Here is a 12,530-nt window from a genome sequence, read left to right on the forward strand (position 1 = left end):
CAATTTACCGCTCTTCTCGCCATGCAATTGGCGACAGGAGGGCGAGAATGTTTTCGGCGGTCCGTTCAGCGCGCGTCGGGCTTATCCCGCTGCGCCCGTTCTTCCATCAAAGACGAAACGGTGTCGAGCAGGCGAATGGCGCCGGGCAGGCGCGCATGAGCCTCGCGTTGACGCTGGTCGACCGGTTCGAGCGCGCGCCACCAATCGATCAATTGTCCGATCAAGGCGCGGCCGGGAATCGTTGTGAAAGGAACGCCGACGAAAGCGTCGAGACCGAAAGCGGCCTCGACATCCCGCAAGGACGTTTCGATGTAGCGGGCGTCTTCTCCCAATAAGGCGAAAGGCCGCTCCGGCGCACGGCGCACCATGCGAACCTCGCTGAGTTCGGGGATGTAATCCTTCTTCACCGTTCGCGCCTCTCGGGCCTCCGCCTGTCGTACCGTTAGGAAGTCATCAAATCCCGTGCCGCTTTGCGTTTCGTCATGGCTCGATCATTGCTTTTACGAGGCCGGGCTGCGCGCACGCGGCTCCGGGGGGAAAGTTGTGCCGATAGACGAGAGAGGACCCGTCCCTGCTGAATTGCGGCGCTTTATCTGGGACATCCAATCCATGGTCGAGCTTGCGGAAAGCGAGCGCGAGATTCTCATGATCGGGAGCGATCTCCTGTCGCGCCTCCTCGCGAGCGACGATTGGCTGCCCCCCGTCTTCGCCGCGCCGGAGCCCGCCGCGGGACGCCAGTTTCAGATCTACCGGGACGGAATGGAGCGCTTCTGCGTCGTCAGCACTGTCTTGGCCGGAGGCGCGGCGCTCATCGTCGACCAGCCGGGCGTCTGGGAGATCGCTGGCGGCGTCGCCGGGTCCATAGAGCGGCGCCCAAGCGACGGCGCAGTCGGCGCCCGACTTATCTCCGCCGGCGCAGTTGAAACGTTGAGATCGGGACGCTGCGACGGCTTCCGGCTGTCGAACGCGCATGACGATCGGATCGCGCTCGCCATCCATGTCTATGGCGGCGAGATCGGACGACTTGACCGTCGCGCGGCGGGACAAAAAGGCGCGCCTTTCGGCTACGCCAATGATCAATCCGCGCCGCCTTACGACATTTTCTCCATTCAGGCCGACATAAGGGACTGAACCCGAGCAAGAATGCGCGCTATTGCTTTTTGCCGAGGTCGCGCCGGGTGAAAAGCAGCTCCGGCAGCGCCCCAAGCTCCAACGCAAGTCGGCGAAAGGCGAAATAGGGCAGCAGCACCAGAAACATCAAAATGCCCGTCGCGACAGTTTGGGAGATCGATCCCCCGCCTATTTCGCTAAGGACGTCTCTGGCGCTCTTGCCGTGGAAATGGCCCATGATCACTTCCTCCACGAGCGAGAGAAAGATGAGGGCGACTGTAAAGAGCAGCGCTTTCTTCACGATTTGCCAGATGAGGATCTCATTGCTCGCCCGGCGCTCGCCGAGCTTTACGGCTTCGAGAACCAGAATGAATTTTCCCAGGATCAGCGCCTTGACGACCGCAAAGCCGAGGGGCGCGAATTCGACTCCGACGCTGCGCAGAATGGTGGCTTTATAGAACATCACCGCGCTGAACCAGACCATGAGATAGCCCGACACGGCGAGATAGGAGATGAATTCGTGCCGGGCGCGCGAGACCAGCTCATGGCGCCGCTCCGGTGAAAGTTTTCTCTGCGGCGGCGGAGCCGCGGCCGCCGGCGCCCGCGGGGCGAATTGCGGCAGGACGCGCGCGTCGGACCATTGAGACATGCCCGGCGACCAGACGAGATAGGGCTTTCCCTTCGCCGCCTTGCCGAGTCGCTCCGCCACTTGCTGCGTCGAAAGAGGCCCGACGCTTTCGCCATTCTCGGCGCAATACCACTGTTCCGTCATAAATCCGCACCTCGTCCGACGGCGGAAGTCATTAGCACGACCGCCGCCTCCATTTAAATGCCAACTGTGCGGCTATTCTTTGCGCGGCCCGAGCGATTTCGTGTCGAAATCAAGCGCTTCGCCCATATAGGTTTCGTGCACCTCGGAGAACGGCGTCTGATCCGCCGAATAGAGAATTGCGGCATGCTCGAACAGCTCATGCGGCACGGCGAGAGCGCCTCTCCCCTTTTCGAGAGCCGTATCGTTCGCGTTCAGCTCCCAGCCCTCGGGCAAGGGCGACCAGCGCATTTTCATCTCGAATGTTCGGCGAAAGGGCTGCAAGGAGGCCACGACTTTGCCGAAAGGCGCATCCGTCGCGTCGAGCGTTCGGTTCATGTCCGGCGTCAGACGGGCGGGCACGTACCAATTATCAGCCTCCGAAAGGACATGTTCGCCGCAAGCGAGCTGCACCCGGCGATATTTCACCTCCGCGGCGGAGCCGACCCGCAGGCGCGCCTTCGTCTCTTCGCCCGGCGCTTTCTCGGCTCCGGGGACCCGTCGGGCGACGATTTTCGGATCGCCGGACATTTTATGGTCTGCGCACCATTTTTCGAGCGTCGCCGTCGCGCTGCGGCTCGCGAGGAGGGAAGAGTTCAACGTCTGAATCAGCGCGAGCAGTTCGACGCGGGAAAGGAAACCATCCGGCCAGACATGCGGCTCCGCGCGGGCGCCGACGACGCAAAGCGCCAAAACCGCCGCGCCGCAACCCGTTCGCGCCATGAAACCGTCGAACATTCCGTCGCCTCGTCCCTCAGCAAGAAGAGAGGGACATTAGCGCGCTTTTCGACCGCGCGACACGCGCAGGTCAAGGAATTACAAAGTCATCCAGGAGTTATAGGAAGCGACGTGCTGCATCGCGCTGGCGGTGACGACGACATTCATGATCTCGGTGAACAAAGCGATGGCGATCGCCCCTAACACCCCGGTGGCAAAGACGGCTTTCATCGCCCTTCTCCTCTCTCGTTAACTAATTGTTAACGATCGAGCCTTGCGCCGACTGTGCGGCTCCGCACGAGTCAGCCCGCCTCCCGCGCGAAACGTCACGCCGAGGGTGCGGCCGCCTCTATCCCCAGCGCTTGCGAAATCTCATGGAGCGCGGCTCGCTCCTTCTCGCTCATACGAATGCCGCCGAAACCCAGAAACGTGTCCTCAAGCCCGGCCTCGGCGACCATCCGCGCGACTTGCGCGAGCCATTCCTTGAAGGGGCGCGCATGTTCGCCGGCCTTGCTGTCGACGATCGCCCCGACCTCCTTCATGGCGTCGAGCGCGCCCCGCTTTATGTCGTCCAGCGACGCGCCTTGCGCGATTGTGCGCACGCCCTCACGCGCTTCGGCGCGCCCCGTGGAGGTGAGCAACTCTTCCGCGACGGCGCGAATGAGGGCGTCGCCCGCCTGCGCCCGCGCTTCGCTTAGCGAACGCGCGGCCGCGAAGGCTTCCTGCAACAGGCCGATAAATCCGCTCGGATCGGCGGCGCTGACGGCGAAGCCTGCGAGAAGCGGAGATTGAACGACCTTCTTCCACTCAGCGGGAGCGAAACCGAACATTGTCGCCATCGGCTTTGTCCTTTCTCCTTCGAAGATAGAACGCCGGACCCTTGCGAAAAGCGGGGCGGTCGCCGCGGCTGCGCGCAATCAGCCGCGCGGCGCGGGAAACGGACTCATATCGAGCATTTTTCAGCCGCCGCAGCCGCGCGGTGCAACCCCGGCCCGCCGAGAATGAGCAGGATCGCTCCCGCCGCCAAGGCCGCGAAAAGGACGGATGCGACGATGGCGTTGGAAATTTGCGGGCGGATCATGCCGCAAAGTGGGGGAGCGCCGACTCCGTTGCAATCCACCACATTGACGCACCCGAAAACAGGGGTGCCGCAGCGCAAGCTCTGTGATGACGGCGCCAAGAAAAACATCATTGCGTGGTTCTTTCGCTCGCAAAGCGACGCCCGGAAAATAGGCGTGCGATCTGGCACGAGATAAGCAAGGATCGTTGCGCATCGGCGGGAGGATTCGACAATGACAAAAAAGTCTGGGCGCGAATTTGACGCGCCGAACGCAACGCGGCCTGCGCTGACGGCGAAGCGCGCCTCCGCTACGCAAAACGCCGTGATTTCAACATTTGGCCTCGAACGCCGGGCGGGATGGAACGTCTCGAAGCGCGCCATGCGCCCGATCAATCTCGAGCGTCGCGCCCGCTTCGCCCGTATCGAGACTGCCTGACGAAGATCGACGCGGCTGCTTCGCTTCGAAGCAGATTGCGACAAGACCGGACAGATCGCGGCGCAAATCTATTTCTGATCGAAACGCCAGGAGCCGTCCCAATCTTCGCGGGGCGGCGACGCCGCGATCTCGTCGATCCGCGCCAGAAACGCATGTGAGGGGCCGTCTTCCGGCGCGACGGCGAGAGCGGCCGCAAATGCGCGTCGCGCCCCGTCCCAATCGCGCCGGCGAAACGCGGCGAGGCCGTCGCTGTAATTTTCTCGTAATTCGCTCTGCGCCCGGGTGAGGGCGCCCTTGCGTCCCATGATCTCGAAAATGCGCTCGGGCTTTCCCTGCCCCGCCATCGCGACGCGGTCGATCTCGCGAATCTCGATGAATTCTCCGGCGCCTTTCGCCGTCGATTCGGCGACGAGCGCGCGGACGCCGTAATGCTTGCAGGCGCCCTCGAGCCGTGAGGCGAGATTCACCGTGTCGCCGATCACCGTATAATTCATCATCTGCTCGGAGCCGATGCTGCCGACAAGCGCTTCGCCCGTGGCGACGCCAATGCGCAGATCGATGGAGATGGGCGCGTTGCGCATGCCGAGCAGTTCCGGCAAGGAATTGCGCAGCTCTTCCACGCGCGCCATCATGTCGAGCGCGGCGAGACAGGCGAGTCCGGTCTGCTCATCGTCTTCGTTGAAGGGCGGGCCCCAATAAGCCATGATCGCGTCGCCGATATATTTGTCGATGACGCCGTCATTCTCGCGAATGGGCTCGGACATGGTCGAGAAATAGCGATTGAGAATTTTCACGAGCCCTTGCGGAGTCATGCGCTCGCTTGTTCCGGTGAAGCCGGCGAGATCGCAAAAAAGGATCGTCATGACGCGCCGCTGACCGTCCGCCGCGAGCGTCGGCTTGTCGATCAGACCCTGAACGACGCGCGGATCGATATAGCGGCCGAATGTGTCGAGGATGCGCTCCTTCAGGCGCAACTGCTCGACCATGCGGTTGAAAGCGGCGGTGAGATGGCCGATTTCATCGCGCGTCGTCACCGCGATCACCTGATCGAGCTCGCCGGCTTCGACAGCGCGCGTTCCGTCCAGCAAGCGGCGCACGGGGCCGGTGACGCCGTCGCTCACCAGCGTCGAGAAGATCACGCCGAGCGCCGCTGCGAGCAGAGTCAGGGCCGTGGCGATCCACATGACCTGCTGCAAGGCGCCGATGGTCACGGCGCCGTCGCCGCGCAGGAGCGAAAGCATTTCAGTGCGGACGGACTCAAAACCCCTGTTCACCTCGTCGCGAAACTGATCGACGCGCGCGAGCGCTTCCGCGACGGTGCGGCTGTCTCCCGCCTCCAGCGCCTTCAGGAGCGTTTCGATCTCATTGGACAAAAATCGCCGCGTCTCGTTCATCAGGGAATCGAGATGAGCGTCGAGCCGCACCAGCGTCTTCTGGTCGTCGAACGCGCCGCCATCCTTGATGAGCGCGCCGAGCACGGCGCGGGCGGCGGCGACCTCGCGCTCGACGTCCTGCCCCTTGGCGGCGACGGCCTTGCGAAGCGTCTCGATCTTTTCCTTGTCCGTAGAGGGCGCGAGCGTCTCGATCGCCATGCGACGCAAGGCGAGCGCCCGCTCGAGGGAGCGGATATGCGCCCGCGCGAGATTGCCATAGGCCGGCATGTAGCCGGACGCCAATTCCTCGAAATGGTCGCCCACGCGGCGCACCAAAACGAGCGACGCGACTGACGTGATCGCCATCAGCACGATCAAGGCCAGGGCGATGCCCATGATCTTGCGTCTGATTGAAGCGGAAAACATGAAGGCCCCTCCGGCGCAAAGCCTCTGGACCTTAACCCGCGCCGGACCGTTACGGAAATGCCGCGCCCGCGCCTCGCGCGCTTACAATCCGTGGCGCGGGCGGATGAACCAATAGAGAAGCCCGAGGAAAGTGAAGGCTGCGCCGACCATGGCGACGACGTCGCCGATCATTTCTTCCGCCATGCTGCGGCTGAAGATGACGACAAGCAGACCAGCTATGGCGAACCAGAGGGGTTTCTGGCTCCCCTCTTCAAACTTCGACGCTTTCCTGTTCGCGATATTCGTCATGGCGGCTCCCCTGGCGGCGCGCGGCTCGGCGTTCTTCAACAAAGCCACATTATCCGCCGCGACGGGCGCGCGGCGCGACGCATTTCCGCCTTTTGTCGGGCAATTTCCGCCAAAGGCGCCGCTCGGGTTCAAATATCCAGATCGCGATAGACGGCGATCTCCCGCTCCCTCGCGACGCGGGCGTCCTCGCCCGCGCGTACGCCGCGCCAGATGTCGAACATCGTCAGCAGCGTCGTGAAGAGGCCCGTCACCTTGCCGATGATGAAGCCGAAGGGAAAGATGATCTTCTCGGGAGGAAGGATGAATTGCCCGCCAAGGAAAATCGTGGCGGCGTCGATGAAATAGGCAGGCCGATAGAGCGACTTTTCCTTCCACGCGCTGCGCGCGTAATGTTTCGAGTGCTTCTTGACCGCGCGATTATATTCCGGATTGGGAAAGAGGCCGAAAAAGCGCCGCTTGGGCGGCAAGGCGTTCGGCCCCGCAATCAAGGCTTTGAACAGGGCGCGCATCTCTCCATGCGCGGTGAGCGCCACCAGCAGATTGGCCGCGAAGAGCGCGAGTTTCAGCGCCGGCAGGGAAAGATAGAGCTGCGCGGCCACATCGACGAAGAAAAGCTGCGCCAGCGCGTTCAGCGCGAAGGCCGAGCGGTGGAAGGCCGCGCGATTAATGCCCTGAATTTTTTCGTCCAGAAAGGCGACGCCCGGCTTCGTCTGCACGAGAATATGAAGCGTGAGGCGCTCTTCCTCGCTGAGCGGCCATTTCTTTCCCAATTCGACGATGGTCTCGCCCGGCGAGCCGCCTTTCGGGATTTTGAAGGTGACCTTGGCGAGGAAGGCCGAAGCCCGCGACAATACCCCGCGCGCCGCCGCATAATGCGACGTCACGGTTCCGATGAAATTTTCCGGTTCGGACGCCATCTTGCCCTTCCCAGCGCCGCGCGCGGCCCGGCCCAAATCATTCGCCGGAAACTTATGCGGCTTTGCGACGCCGGGGCAAGAGGCGGCTGTCAGCGCCCTCCCGCGTCCGCGGCGCGCGCCGCCTCGAAAAGGAACCAGGTCCGCTTCTCGGTTTCGTCGATATATTGCTCCAAAAGGCTCGCCGTCGCGACGTCTTCCCAATCGTCGCAAACGCCATGGGCCTCGCGCATCGACTTGGCGATCGCGATGTTGTCGTTCATCAGTTCGACAAGCATCTCGTAGGGCGAAACGAAATCCTTCTCATTCTCGTCGAGCGACGCGAATTCGAGGATTTGCGACAGGGAACGCAGCGTGGGCTGCCCCAGCTTGCGCGAGCGCTCCGCCAGCGGATCGATCGATTCGAGGATCTGCTCGCTTTGCTCGTCGAGCATTTCATGGAAGTCGCGGAAATTAGGGCCGCTGACATGCCAATGAAAGTTCTTCGTCTTGACGTAAAGAACATAGGCGTCCGCGACGAGACGGTTGATGCGCTCAGCCACCGCCGCCGTCGCTTCCGGGGAAAGGTCGCTCGGCGTATTGAGCGACGCGCGCTCAGTGTCGCGGCTTTCGGCGACGTTCAGGGTCATTTGCGCCTCCTTCAGGGATGCCTCCAGCGTTACGCGACAACGCGCGTTTCGGCGTCCTTGTTCCCTGTGCGCTGATGACGAGCGACGCCGCGCGGCGCCCGGAGGGCTTCCGGAGCCTCAGGCGACGCGGGTCGCCTTGCGCTCGAAAAAAAGGGCCTGGCTGATCGTCGCCTTCACCGTGTCGACCTTGTATGGCTTGCTGATCAAAAATGCGGGCTCCGGCCGTTCGCCGGTAAGGAGGCGCTCCGGAAAGGCCGTGATGAAGATGACCGGGCAGTCGAAGCTCCGCAGCATTTCATTGACGGCGTTCAGCCCCGAGCTGCCGTCCGCCAATTGTATGTCGGCGAGAATCAAACCGGGCCGCCTGGACTTGGCGAGTTCGACCGCCTCCCTGTGGGTTCGGGCGACGCCGATCACCTGATGGCCGAGGTCCCGGGCGATGAATTCTATATCCTGAGCGATCAGCGCCTCATCCTCGATGATGAGAACGTCGGTCGCGACGCGCTCGGCGATTTCCCGTCCCGCCTGCGAAATGAGCGCGTCCACCTCCGGCGGCGAGACCGAGAGAATGTCCGCGACGTCCTCCGCCGAAAACCCCTCGACCGTGCGCAGCAGAAAGGCTTGGCGCGAACGCGGAGTCAGCAGGCTGACATTGCGCTGCGCCGGCGAAGTCTCGTCGTCATCCTCCGGCCGATCGTCCACATTGAGGGCGATCGACGACCAGGACGCCATGAAAAGATGATAAAGCCCGACCTTCGCGGACATGTTCGACGGGAAGGCGTCTATGTCGGCGATCAGCGCTTCGAGCGTCGCCACGACATAGGCGTCGCCGCTCTTCTGCGAGCCGCAAAGGGCGCGCGCAAACCGGCGCAGATAAGGAAGATGCGGAGCGATCTCGCGTGAGATGTTCATGACGACACCCTGCGGTCTGGGGAGCGAGCCGACGTTGAGCATAACGTCGCGCCGGGATAGAAATCCACCACTTCAATCTGGAACGTTTACGCCTCCACCGGGTTGCCTATTTTGAGGCGCCTGAAGCGAAGGCGCTTGATAGGACATTCGTCCGCACGGACGAATGTCCAGAGGATTTAGATGACTCAAGGCAAAGAACGAGAGGAGGCGAAAGCGCCAAAGGCGGAAATCGCCGAAACGCGCCAAGTCGCCGACGCGCGCCAGATTGTCGACGACGTCGTCGACGGCGCGGAGATCGCCTTTCTCGAACCGCATATCCAGGAACAATTGGGGCGTGTCCTGCGCTCGTTCTGCGATGACCTGATTCACCAGCCGATCCCGGATAAATTCGTCGTGCTGCTCGCCCAGCTCGAAGCCATACAGCGCGAGAAGAAATGACTGACGCGACGTTCGGAGAGCAGATGGTGGCGCAGATCCCGTATCTGCGGGCCTTCGCCATATCCCTCTCCGGCTCATATAGCGTTGCGGACGATCTCGTCCAGGACACGCTTGTCAAAGCGTGGTCCCACTCGGACAGTTTCCAGCCGGGCACCAATTTCCGCGCCTGGCTGGTGACGATCCTGCGCAACACTTATTTCTCTCAATATCGTAAACGCTCCCGCGAGGTTCAGGACAGCGACAACGTTCTTGCCGAGCAAATTCCCGTCAAGGGCGGGCAGGAATCGAACGTAACGATGCAGGACGTTCAGAAAGCGCTCAACAAACTCGCGCCGGAGCATCGCGAAATCCTGCTGATGATCGGCATTACCGAGCTTTCTTATGAAGAAGCGGCGCAGATCTGCAACATCGCCGTCGGCACCGTGAAGAGCCGGCTCAATCGCGCCCGCGCCAAGCTCGCCGAACATCTTGGCCTCAGCGGCGCGCATGAGATAGACGACGACCCCACTTTGACCGGCCTCGCCGCCCGCAAGAGCACAAAGGCCCTTTAAACATGGTTCAAGTTGAAAGGGCTTCGAAAATTTCGGCGGCTTCGCGCTTTTTGGGAACCCGGCGAAGGCCTCGCTAGTTTCTGTCTTCGCGGGAGAGGAGCGCCGCGCCGTCTCGCGAAACAGAAACGCCAAAGCCGCCCATAGAAGGTCGGCGAGGACAGGCGCGCGGAGCAGATTGGTGGCCAAAGGGCTTCATTCGCGGACGATCGTTCCCGCGCTCATGCTGGTTGTGGGGACGGCGGCCGTGAAGGCGGCGGCGACGTCGACTCTCCCGCAGACGAGCGAAACGACATTCTGGATGGTCGCGGCCGCGATTCTGGCGGTCAGCCTCTGCGTCACGATCGTCGCGCTCACGCGTCTCAATACGCTCCGTCTCAAAACGACGGCCGCAACGCATGGCCTCGCCAGGATGGCGCAATGCCTGAAAGCCGGAGAACCCTCCGACTGGATTGCGACGGGAGTCGCCGACGTCGACGACATTGCGCGGACGCTCGAGGAATTCGAACAGAGACTGCGGCGCAAACGCACTTTGCTGACGCGGCTCAACGCGGAGCTCATTCGCGGCGCCGGCGTCGGCGGTTCGACGGGCTTCAACAATCAACTGCGCGCCATCATCGACGCGCTGCCGGTCGGTGTGCTCATCGCCGAGGCCCCCAACGGACGCATTCTGGAAGGCAATACGGCGCTCGAGACGATCCGCCGGGGTCCCGTGATCTATTCGGAAGGCGTCGAGGCCTATCGCGGCTGGACCGCCGTCCACGATAATGGCGAGCCGGTTTTACAGGACGAATATCCGCTCGCCCGCGCCCTCGCCGGAGAAGAGCGGCCCGTGCTGGAATGCCGCCTTCAGCGCGGCGACGGGACATGGAGCTGGGTCAACATTACCGGCGCGCCGATCCGTGACGAGGAGGGCGAGATCATGGCCGCCATCGTCGCCGTCACCGACATAAACGAATTGAGAAGCGCCGAGGAGCACCGGCGCATGATGAATCTCGAGCTTCATCACCGGGTCAACAATTCCCTCGCCATGATTCAGGGAATCGCCAACATCACCGCCCGCACGGCGACCGACTTCGCCTGTTTCAGAAACAGCTTCTCGGACCGCATCCAGTGTCTCAGCCGCATTTCGACGCTTCTCGTCAAGAAATCATGGGCGCAAACGCCGATGAAAGAGCTTGCGACGGCGGCTCTGGCCAGCGACACGGCGAGCCTGCGCGACCGCATCGAGACCTCGGGCGACGACGTCGAATTACGCTCCGAAGTGGCGCTGGCGCTCGGCATGGCCCTGCACGAGCTTTTGTCTAACGCCGAGCGACATGGCGCGCTTTCCACCGAAAACGGAAAGGTGTTCCTCGAATGGCGCGTGACGGACAGCGAAGGCCATCATCTGCAGATCGACTGGCGGGAGCGCGGCGGCCCGCCGGTGGCGGGCCCGCAGCGCGCCGGGGTGGGGCAATATTTGATGAAAAGCGTCCTGACCCGGCAATTTGGCGGCGATATCGACATCGCTTTCGAGCCCGAGGGCGTGCGCGCGACGATCACCGCCGAGATCTGACGGCCCTCAGCCCTCGATCGCCTCCTGCGGCGTCACGCGCAGCGCCGTAACGCGATTTCTGATCTTGCGCATCACCTCGAAACGGAAGCCGTGATAGGTGAAGACCTGCCCGGCTTCGGGAATGGCGCCCGCCTCGTGGATGACGAGGCCGGCGATCGTCGTCGCCTCTTCGTCCGGCAGGCTCCAGGCCATGACGCGGTTGAGGTCGCGCACCGGCACGGCGCCGTCGATGAGGACCGAACCGTCCGGCTGCGGACGAACGCCCTGCACGGCGAGATCATGCTCGTCGCGAATATCGCCGACAATTTCTTCCAGAATGTCCTCGAGCGTGACGAGGCCCATCACCTCGCCATATTCGTCGACGACGAGCGCGAAATGCGTCTTGCGCTTGAGGAAGGCCTCGAGCTGATCCTCGAGCGTCGTCGCTTCCGGGACGAACCAGGGCGCGTTCATGACGTCGTCTATGTCGATCTTCGAGGCGTCGCCGCCCGCCGCGTCGAGCGCGCGCAGCAGATCCTTGGAATGGAGCACGCCGACGAAATTATCGGGCCGGTCGCGCCAGAGCGGCATGCGCGTGAAAGGCGACGACAGCACCTCCCGCACGATCTGCACCGGCGGTAGATCGGCGTCGATCGTGCGCATCTTGGTGCGGTGGATCATCACGTCGGCGACGTGCAGCACCTGAAGGTCGAGCACACCGCCGAACATGTCGCGCGCCGAGCGTTCGACTTCGCCCTCCTCATGGAGAATGTCGACCGCCCCTTTAAGCTCCTCATAGGGCGAGATCATCGTGCGCCCATGACCGATCTCCACGCCGGCGAGCTTCAGCACCGAGCGCACGATCCATTCGACCGCGGCGAGCAGCGGCCCGAAGATGGAGACGAAAGGCGTGATGAAGCGCGCGACGCGCAGAGACATCGCGTCGGGATGGTTGATGGCGAGCGTCTTGGGCAGAACTTCCGCAAAAACGAGCAGCAGGACGGTCATGAGGATCGTCGCATAGACCGCCCCGTTCTCGCCCGCGACGACCGTGAGGACGCTGGTCGTGAAGGCCGAGCCGCCAATATTGACGAGCGTGCTGCCGAGCAGCAGCGCCGCGATCATGCGGTTGCGCTGGCGCAACAGCCGGTTGACGGCCCCGGCGCGCTTGTCGCCCTCTTTCTCCAGCGTGTGCATGCGCGCATGCGACGCCGCCGTCAGCGCGGTCTCGGAGCCAGAGAAAAAGGCCGAAAGCAGGACGCATATGATGACGACCAGCACGTCCTTCCAATCGAATGCCGCGCCGTCGCCGGATGGGAGCCCATGCATGTTCG

Annotated in this window: 17 protein-coding genes; 5 read left to right on the plus strand and 12 right to left on the minus strand. The window is 62.8% G+C overall.

Annotated features, from left to right (window positions below):
- Positions 1-65 precede the first annotated feature (65 nt).
- The gene (locus MMG94_RS12750) at positions 66-407 is read right to left on the minus strand and encodes a hypothetical protein (protein WP_016921057.1); all 342 of its coding nucleotides are present in this window, start codon (positions 405-407) and stop codon (positions 66-68) included.
- A gap of 202 nt (positions 408-609) precedes the next feature.
- On the opposite strand from MMG94_RS12750, the gene MMG94_RS12755 reads away from it, so the two are divergent.
- Positions 610-1,131, plus strand: coding sequence for a cysteine dioxygenase family protein (locus MMG94_RS12755; protein WP_016921056.1), 522 nt, complete (start codon positions 610-612; stop codon positions 1,129-1,131).
- Positions 1,132-1,150: 19 nt separating this feature from the next.
- Here MMG94_RS12755 and MMG94_RS12760 read toward each other — a convergent pair whose 3' ends face one another.
- From MMG94_RS12760 to MMG94_RS12780, 5 genes are all read right to left on the minus strand, one after another.
- Positions 1,151-1,882, minus strand: coding sequence for a DUF4339 domain-containing protein (locus MMG94_RS12760; protein ID WP_016921055.1), 732 nt, complete (start codon positions 1,880-1,882; stop codon positions 1,151-1,153).
- A gap of 72 nt (positions 1,883-1,954) precedes the next feature.
- Positions 1,955-2,656, minus strand: coding sequence for a hypothetical protein (locus tag MMG94_RS12765; protein ID WP_016921054.1), 702 nt, complete (start codon positions 2,654-2,656; stop codon positions 1,955-1,957).
- Between the two features lie 78 nt (positions 2,657-2,734).
- Complete coding sequence (locus MMG94_RS12770) at positions 2,735-2,866, minus strand: hypothetical protein (protein ID WP_016921053.1); 132 nt, start codon at positions 2,864-2,866, stop codon at positions 2,735-2,737.
- A 95-nt stretch (positions 2,867-2,961) separates the two neighbouring features.
- Positions 2,962-3,474: a hypothetical protein gene (locus MMG94_RS12775; protein ID WP_016921052.1), complete on the minus strand. Its 513-nt coding sequence runs from the start codon at positions 3,472-3,474 to the stop codon at positions 2,962-2,964.
- Positions 3,475-3,578: 104 nt separating this feature from the next.
- The gene (locus MMG94_RS12780; protein ID WP_154419747.1) at positions 3,579-3,827 is read right to left on the minus strand and encodes a hypothetical protein; all 249 of its coding nucleotides are present in this window, start codon (positions 3,825-3,827) and stop codon (positions 3,579-3,581) included.
- Positions 3,828-3,927: 100 nt separating this feature from the next.
- Between MMG94_RS12780 and MMG94_RS12785 the strand changes: the two genes are divergently transcribed.
- The gene (locus tag MMG94_RS12785) at positions 3,928-4,131 is read left to right on the plus strand and encodes a hypothetical protein (protein ID WP_016921050.1); all 204 of its coding nucleotides are present in this window, start codon (positions 3,928-3,930) and stop codon (positions 4,129-4,131) included.
- 68 nt (positions 4,132-4,199) lie between these two features.
- On the opposite strand, the gene MMG94_RS12790 is transcribed toward MMG94_RS12785, so the two are convergent.
- The 5 genes from MMG94_RS12790 to MMG94_RS12810 form a co-directional block, all read right to left on the minus strand.
- A complete protein-coding gene (locus tag MMG94_RS12790; protein ID WP_016921049.1) occupies positions 4,200-5,930 on the minus strand; it encodes an adenylate/guanylate cyclase domain-containing protein in 1,731 nt (576 codons plus the stop codon).
- 81 nt (positions 5,931-6,011) lie between these two features.
- The gene (locus MMG94_RS12795) at positions 6,012-6,218 is read right to left on the minus strand and encodes a hypothetical protein (RefSeq protein ID WP_026016414.1); all 207 of its coding nucleotides are present in this window, start codon (positions 6,216-6,218) and stop codon (positions 6,012-6,014) included.
- A 128-nt stretch (positions 6,219-6,346) separates the two neighbouring features.
- Positions 6,347-7,135 (minus strand): hypothetical protein, encoded by a 789-nt coding sequence (locus tag MMG94_RS12800; protein WP_026016413.1) that lies wholly within the window; start codon positions 7,133-7,135, stop codon positions 6,347-6,349.
- 89 nt (positions 7,136-7,224) lie between these two features.
- Positions 7,225-7,761 carry a Dps family protein gene (locus MMG94_RS12805; protein ID WP_016921046.1) on the minus strand — a complete coding sequence of 179 codons (537 nt, stop codon included), beginning with the start codon at positions 7,759-7,761 and terminating at the stop codon, positions 7,225-7,227.
- Positions 7,762-7,878: 117 nt separating this feature from the next.
- Positions 7,879-8,673, minus strand: a complete 795-nt coding sequence (locus tag MMG94_RS12810; RefSeq protein WP_026016411.1) for a response regulator — start codon at positions 8,671-8,673, stop codon at positions 7,879-7,881.
- A gap of 180 nt (positions 8,674-8,853) precedes the next feature.
- Between MMG94_RS12810 and MMG94_RS12815 the strand changes: the two genes are divergently transcribed.
- From MMG94_RS12815 to MMG94_RS12825, 3 genes are all read left to right on the plus strand, one after another.
- Complete coding sequence (locus MMG94_RS12815; protein ID WP_016921044.1) at positions 8,854-9,111, plus strand: NepR family anti-sigma factor; 258 nt, start codon at positions 8,854-8,856, stop codon at positions 9,109-9,111.
- A complete protein-coding gene (locus tag MMG94_RS12820; RefSeq protein ID WP_016921043.1) occupies positions 9,108-9,662 on the plus strand; it encodes a sigma-70 family RNA polymerase sigma factor in 555 nt (184 codons plus the stop codon). Before MMG94_RS12815 ends, MMG94_RS12820 begins: the two co-directional genes overlap by 4 nt.
- A 178-nt stretch (positions 9,663-9,840) precedes the next feature.
- Entirely contained in the window at positions 9,841-11,217 is a 1,377-nt protein-coding gene (locus MMG94_RS12825) for an HWE histidine kinase domain-containing protein (RefSeq protein ID WP_154419745.1), read from the plus strand.
- A gap of 6 nt (positions 11,218-11,223) precedes the next feature.
- Here the strand turns inward: MMG94_RS12825 and MMG94_RS12830 are convergent, their stop codons facing one another.
- Positions 11,224-12,525, minus strand: a complete 1,302-nt coding sequence (locus MMG94_RS12830; RefSeq protein ID WP_016921041.1) for an HlyC/CorC family transporter — start codon at positions 12,523-12,525, stop codon at positions 11,224-11,226.
- Between the last annotated feature and the right edge of the window lie 5 nt (positions 12,526-12,530).

Origin of the sequence: Methylocystis parvus OBBP (assembly GCF_027571405.1) — a bacterium.
GTDB classification, from domain to species: Bacteria; Pseudomonadota; Alphaproteobacteria; order Rhizobiales; family Beijerinckiaceae; genus Methylocystis; species Methylocystis parva.

What these genes read in the sequence shown, in the direction of transcription:
- MMG94_RS12755 (WP_016921056.1), top strand. Translation starts at nt 610, where the DNA reads ATGGTCGAGCTTGCGGAAAGCGAGCGCGAGATTCTCATGATCGGGAGC.
- MMG94_RS12760 (WP_016921055.1), bottom strand. Translation starts at nt 1,882, where the DNA reads ATGACGGAACAGTGGTATTGCGCCGAGAATGGCGAAAGCGTCGGGCCT.
- MMG94_RS12765 (WP_016921054.1), bottom strand. Translation starts at nt 2,656, where the DNA reads ATGTTCGACGGTTTCATGGCGCGAACGGGTTGCGGCGCGGCGGTTTTG.
- MMG94_RS12770 (WP_016921053.1), bottom strand. Translation starts at nt 2,866, where the DNA reads ATGAAAGCCGTCTTTGCCACCGGGGTGTTAGGGGCGATCGCCATCGCT.
- MMG94_RS12775 (WP_016921052.1), bottom strand. Translation starts at nt 3,474, where the DNA reads ATGGCGACAATGTTCGGTTTCGCTCCCGCTGAGTGGAAGAAGGTCGTT.
- MMG94_RS12780 (WP_154419747.1), bottom strand. Translation starts at nt 3,827, where the DNA reads ATGATGTTTTTCTTGGCGCCGTCATCACAGAGCTTGCGCTGCGGCACC.
- MMG94_RS12785 (WP_016921050.1), top strand. Translation starts at nt 3,928, where the DNA reads ATGACAAAAAAGTCTGGGCGCGAATTTGACGCGCCGAACGCAACGCGG.
- MMG94_RS12790 (WP_016921049.1), bottom strand. Translation starts at nt 5,930, where the DNA reads ATGTTTTCCGCTTCAATCAGACGCAAGATCATGGGCATCGCCCTGGCC.
- MMG94_RS12795 (WP_026016414.1), bottom strand. Translation starts at nt 6,218, where the DNA reads ATGACGAATATCGCGAACAGGAAAGCGTCGAAGTTTGAAGAGGGGAGC.
- MMG94_RS12800 (WP_026016413.1), bottom strand. Translation starts at nt 7,135, where the DNA reads ATGGCGTCCGAACCGGAAAATTTCATCGGAACCGTGACGTCGCATTAT.
- MMG94_RS12805 (WP_016921046.1), bottom strand. Translation starts at nt 7,761, where the DNA reads ATGACCCTGAACGTCGCCGAAAGCCGCGACACTGAGCGCGCGTCGCTC.
- MMG94_RS12810 (WP_026016411.1), bottom strand. Translation starts at nt 8,673, where the DNA reads ATGAACATCTCACGCGAGATCGCTCCGCATCTTCCTTATCTGCGCCGG.
- MMG94_RS12815 (WP_016921044.1), top strand. Translation starts at nt 8,854, where the DNA reads ATGACTCAAGGCAAAGAACGAGAGGAGGCGAAAGCGCCAAAGGCGGAA.
- MMG94_RS12820 (WP_016921043.1), top strand. Translation starts at nt 9,108, where the DNA reads ATGACTGACGCGACGTTCGGAGAGCAGATGGTGGCGCAGATCCCGTAT.
- MMG94_RS12830 (WP_016921041.1), bottom strand. Translation starts at nt 12,525, where the DNA reads ATGCATGGGCTCCCATCCGGCGACGGCGCGGCATTCGATTGGAAGGAC.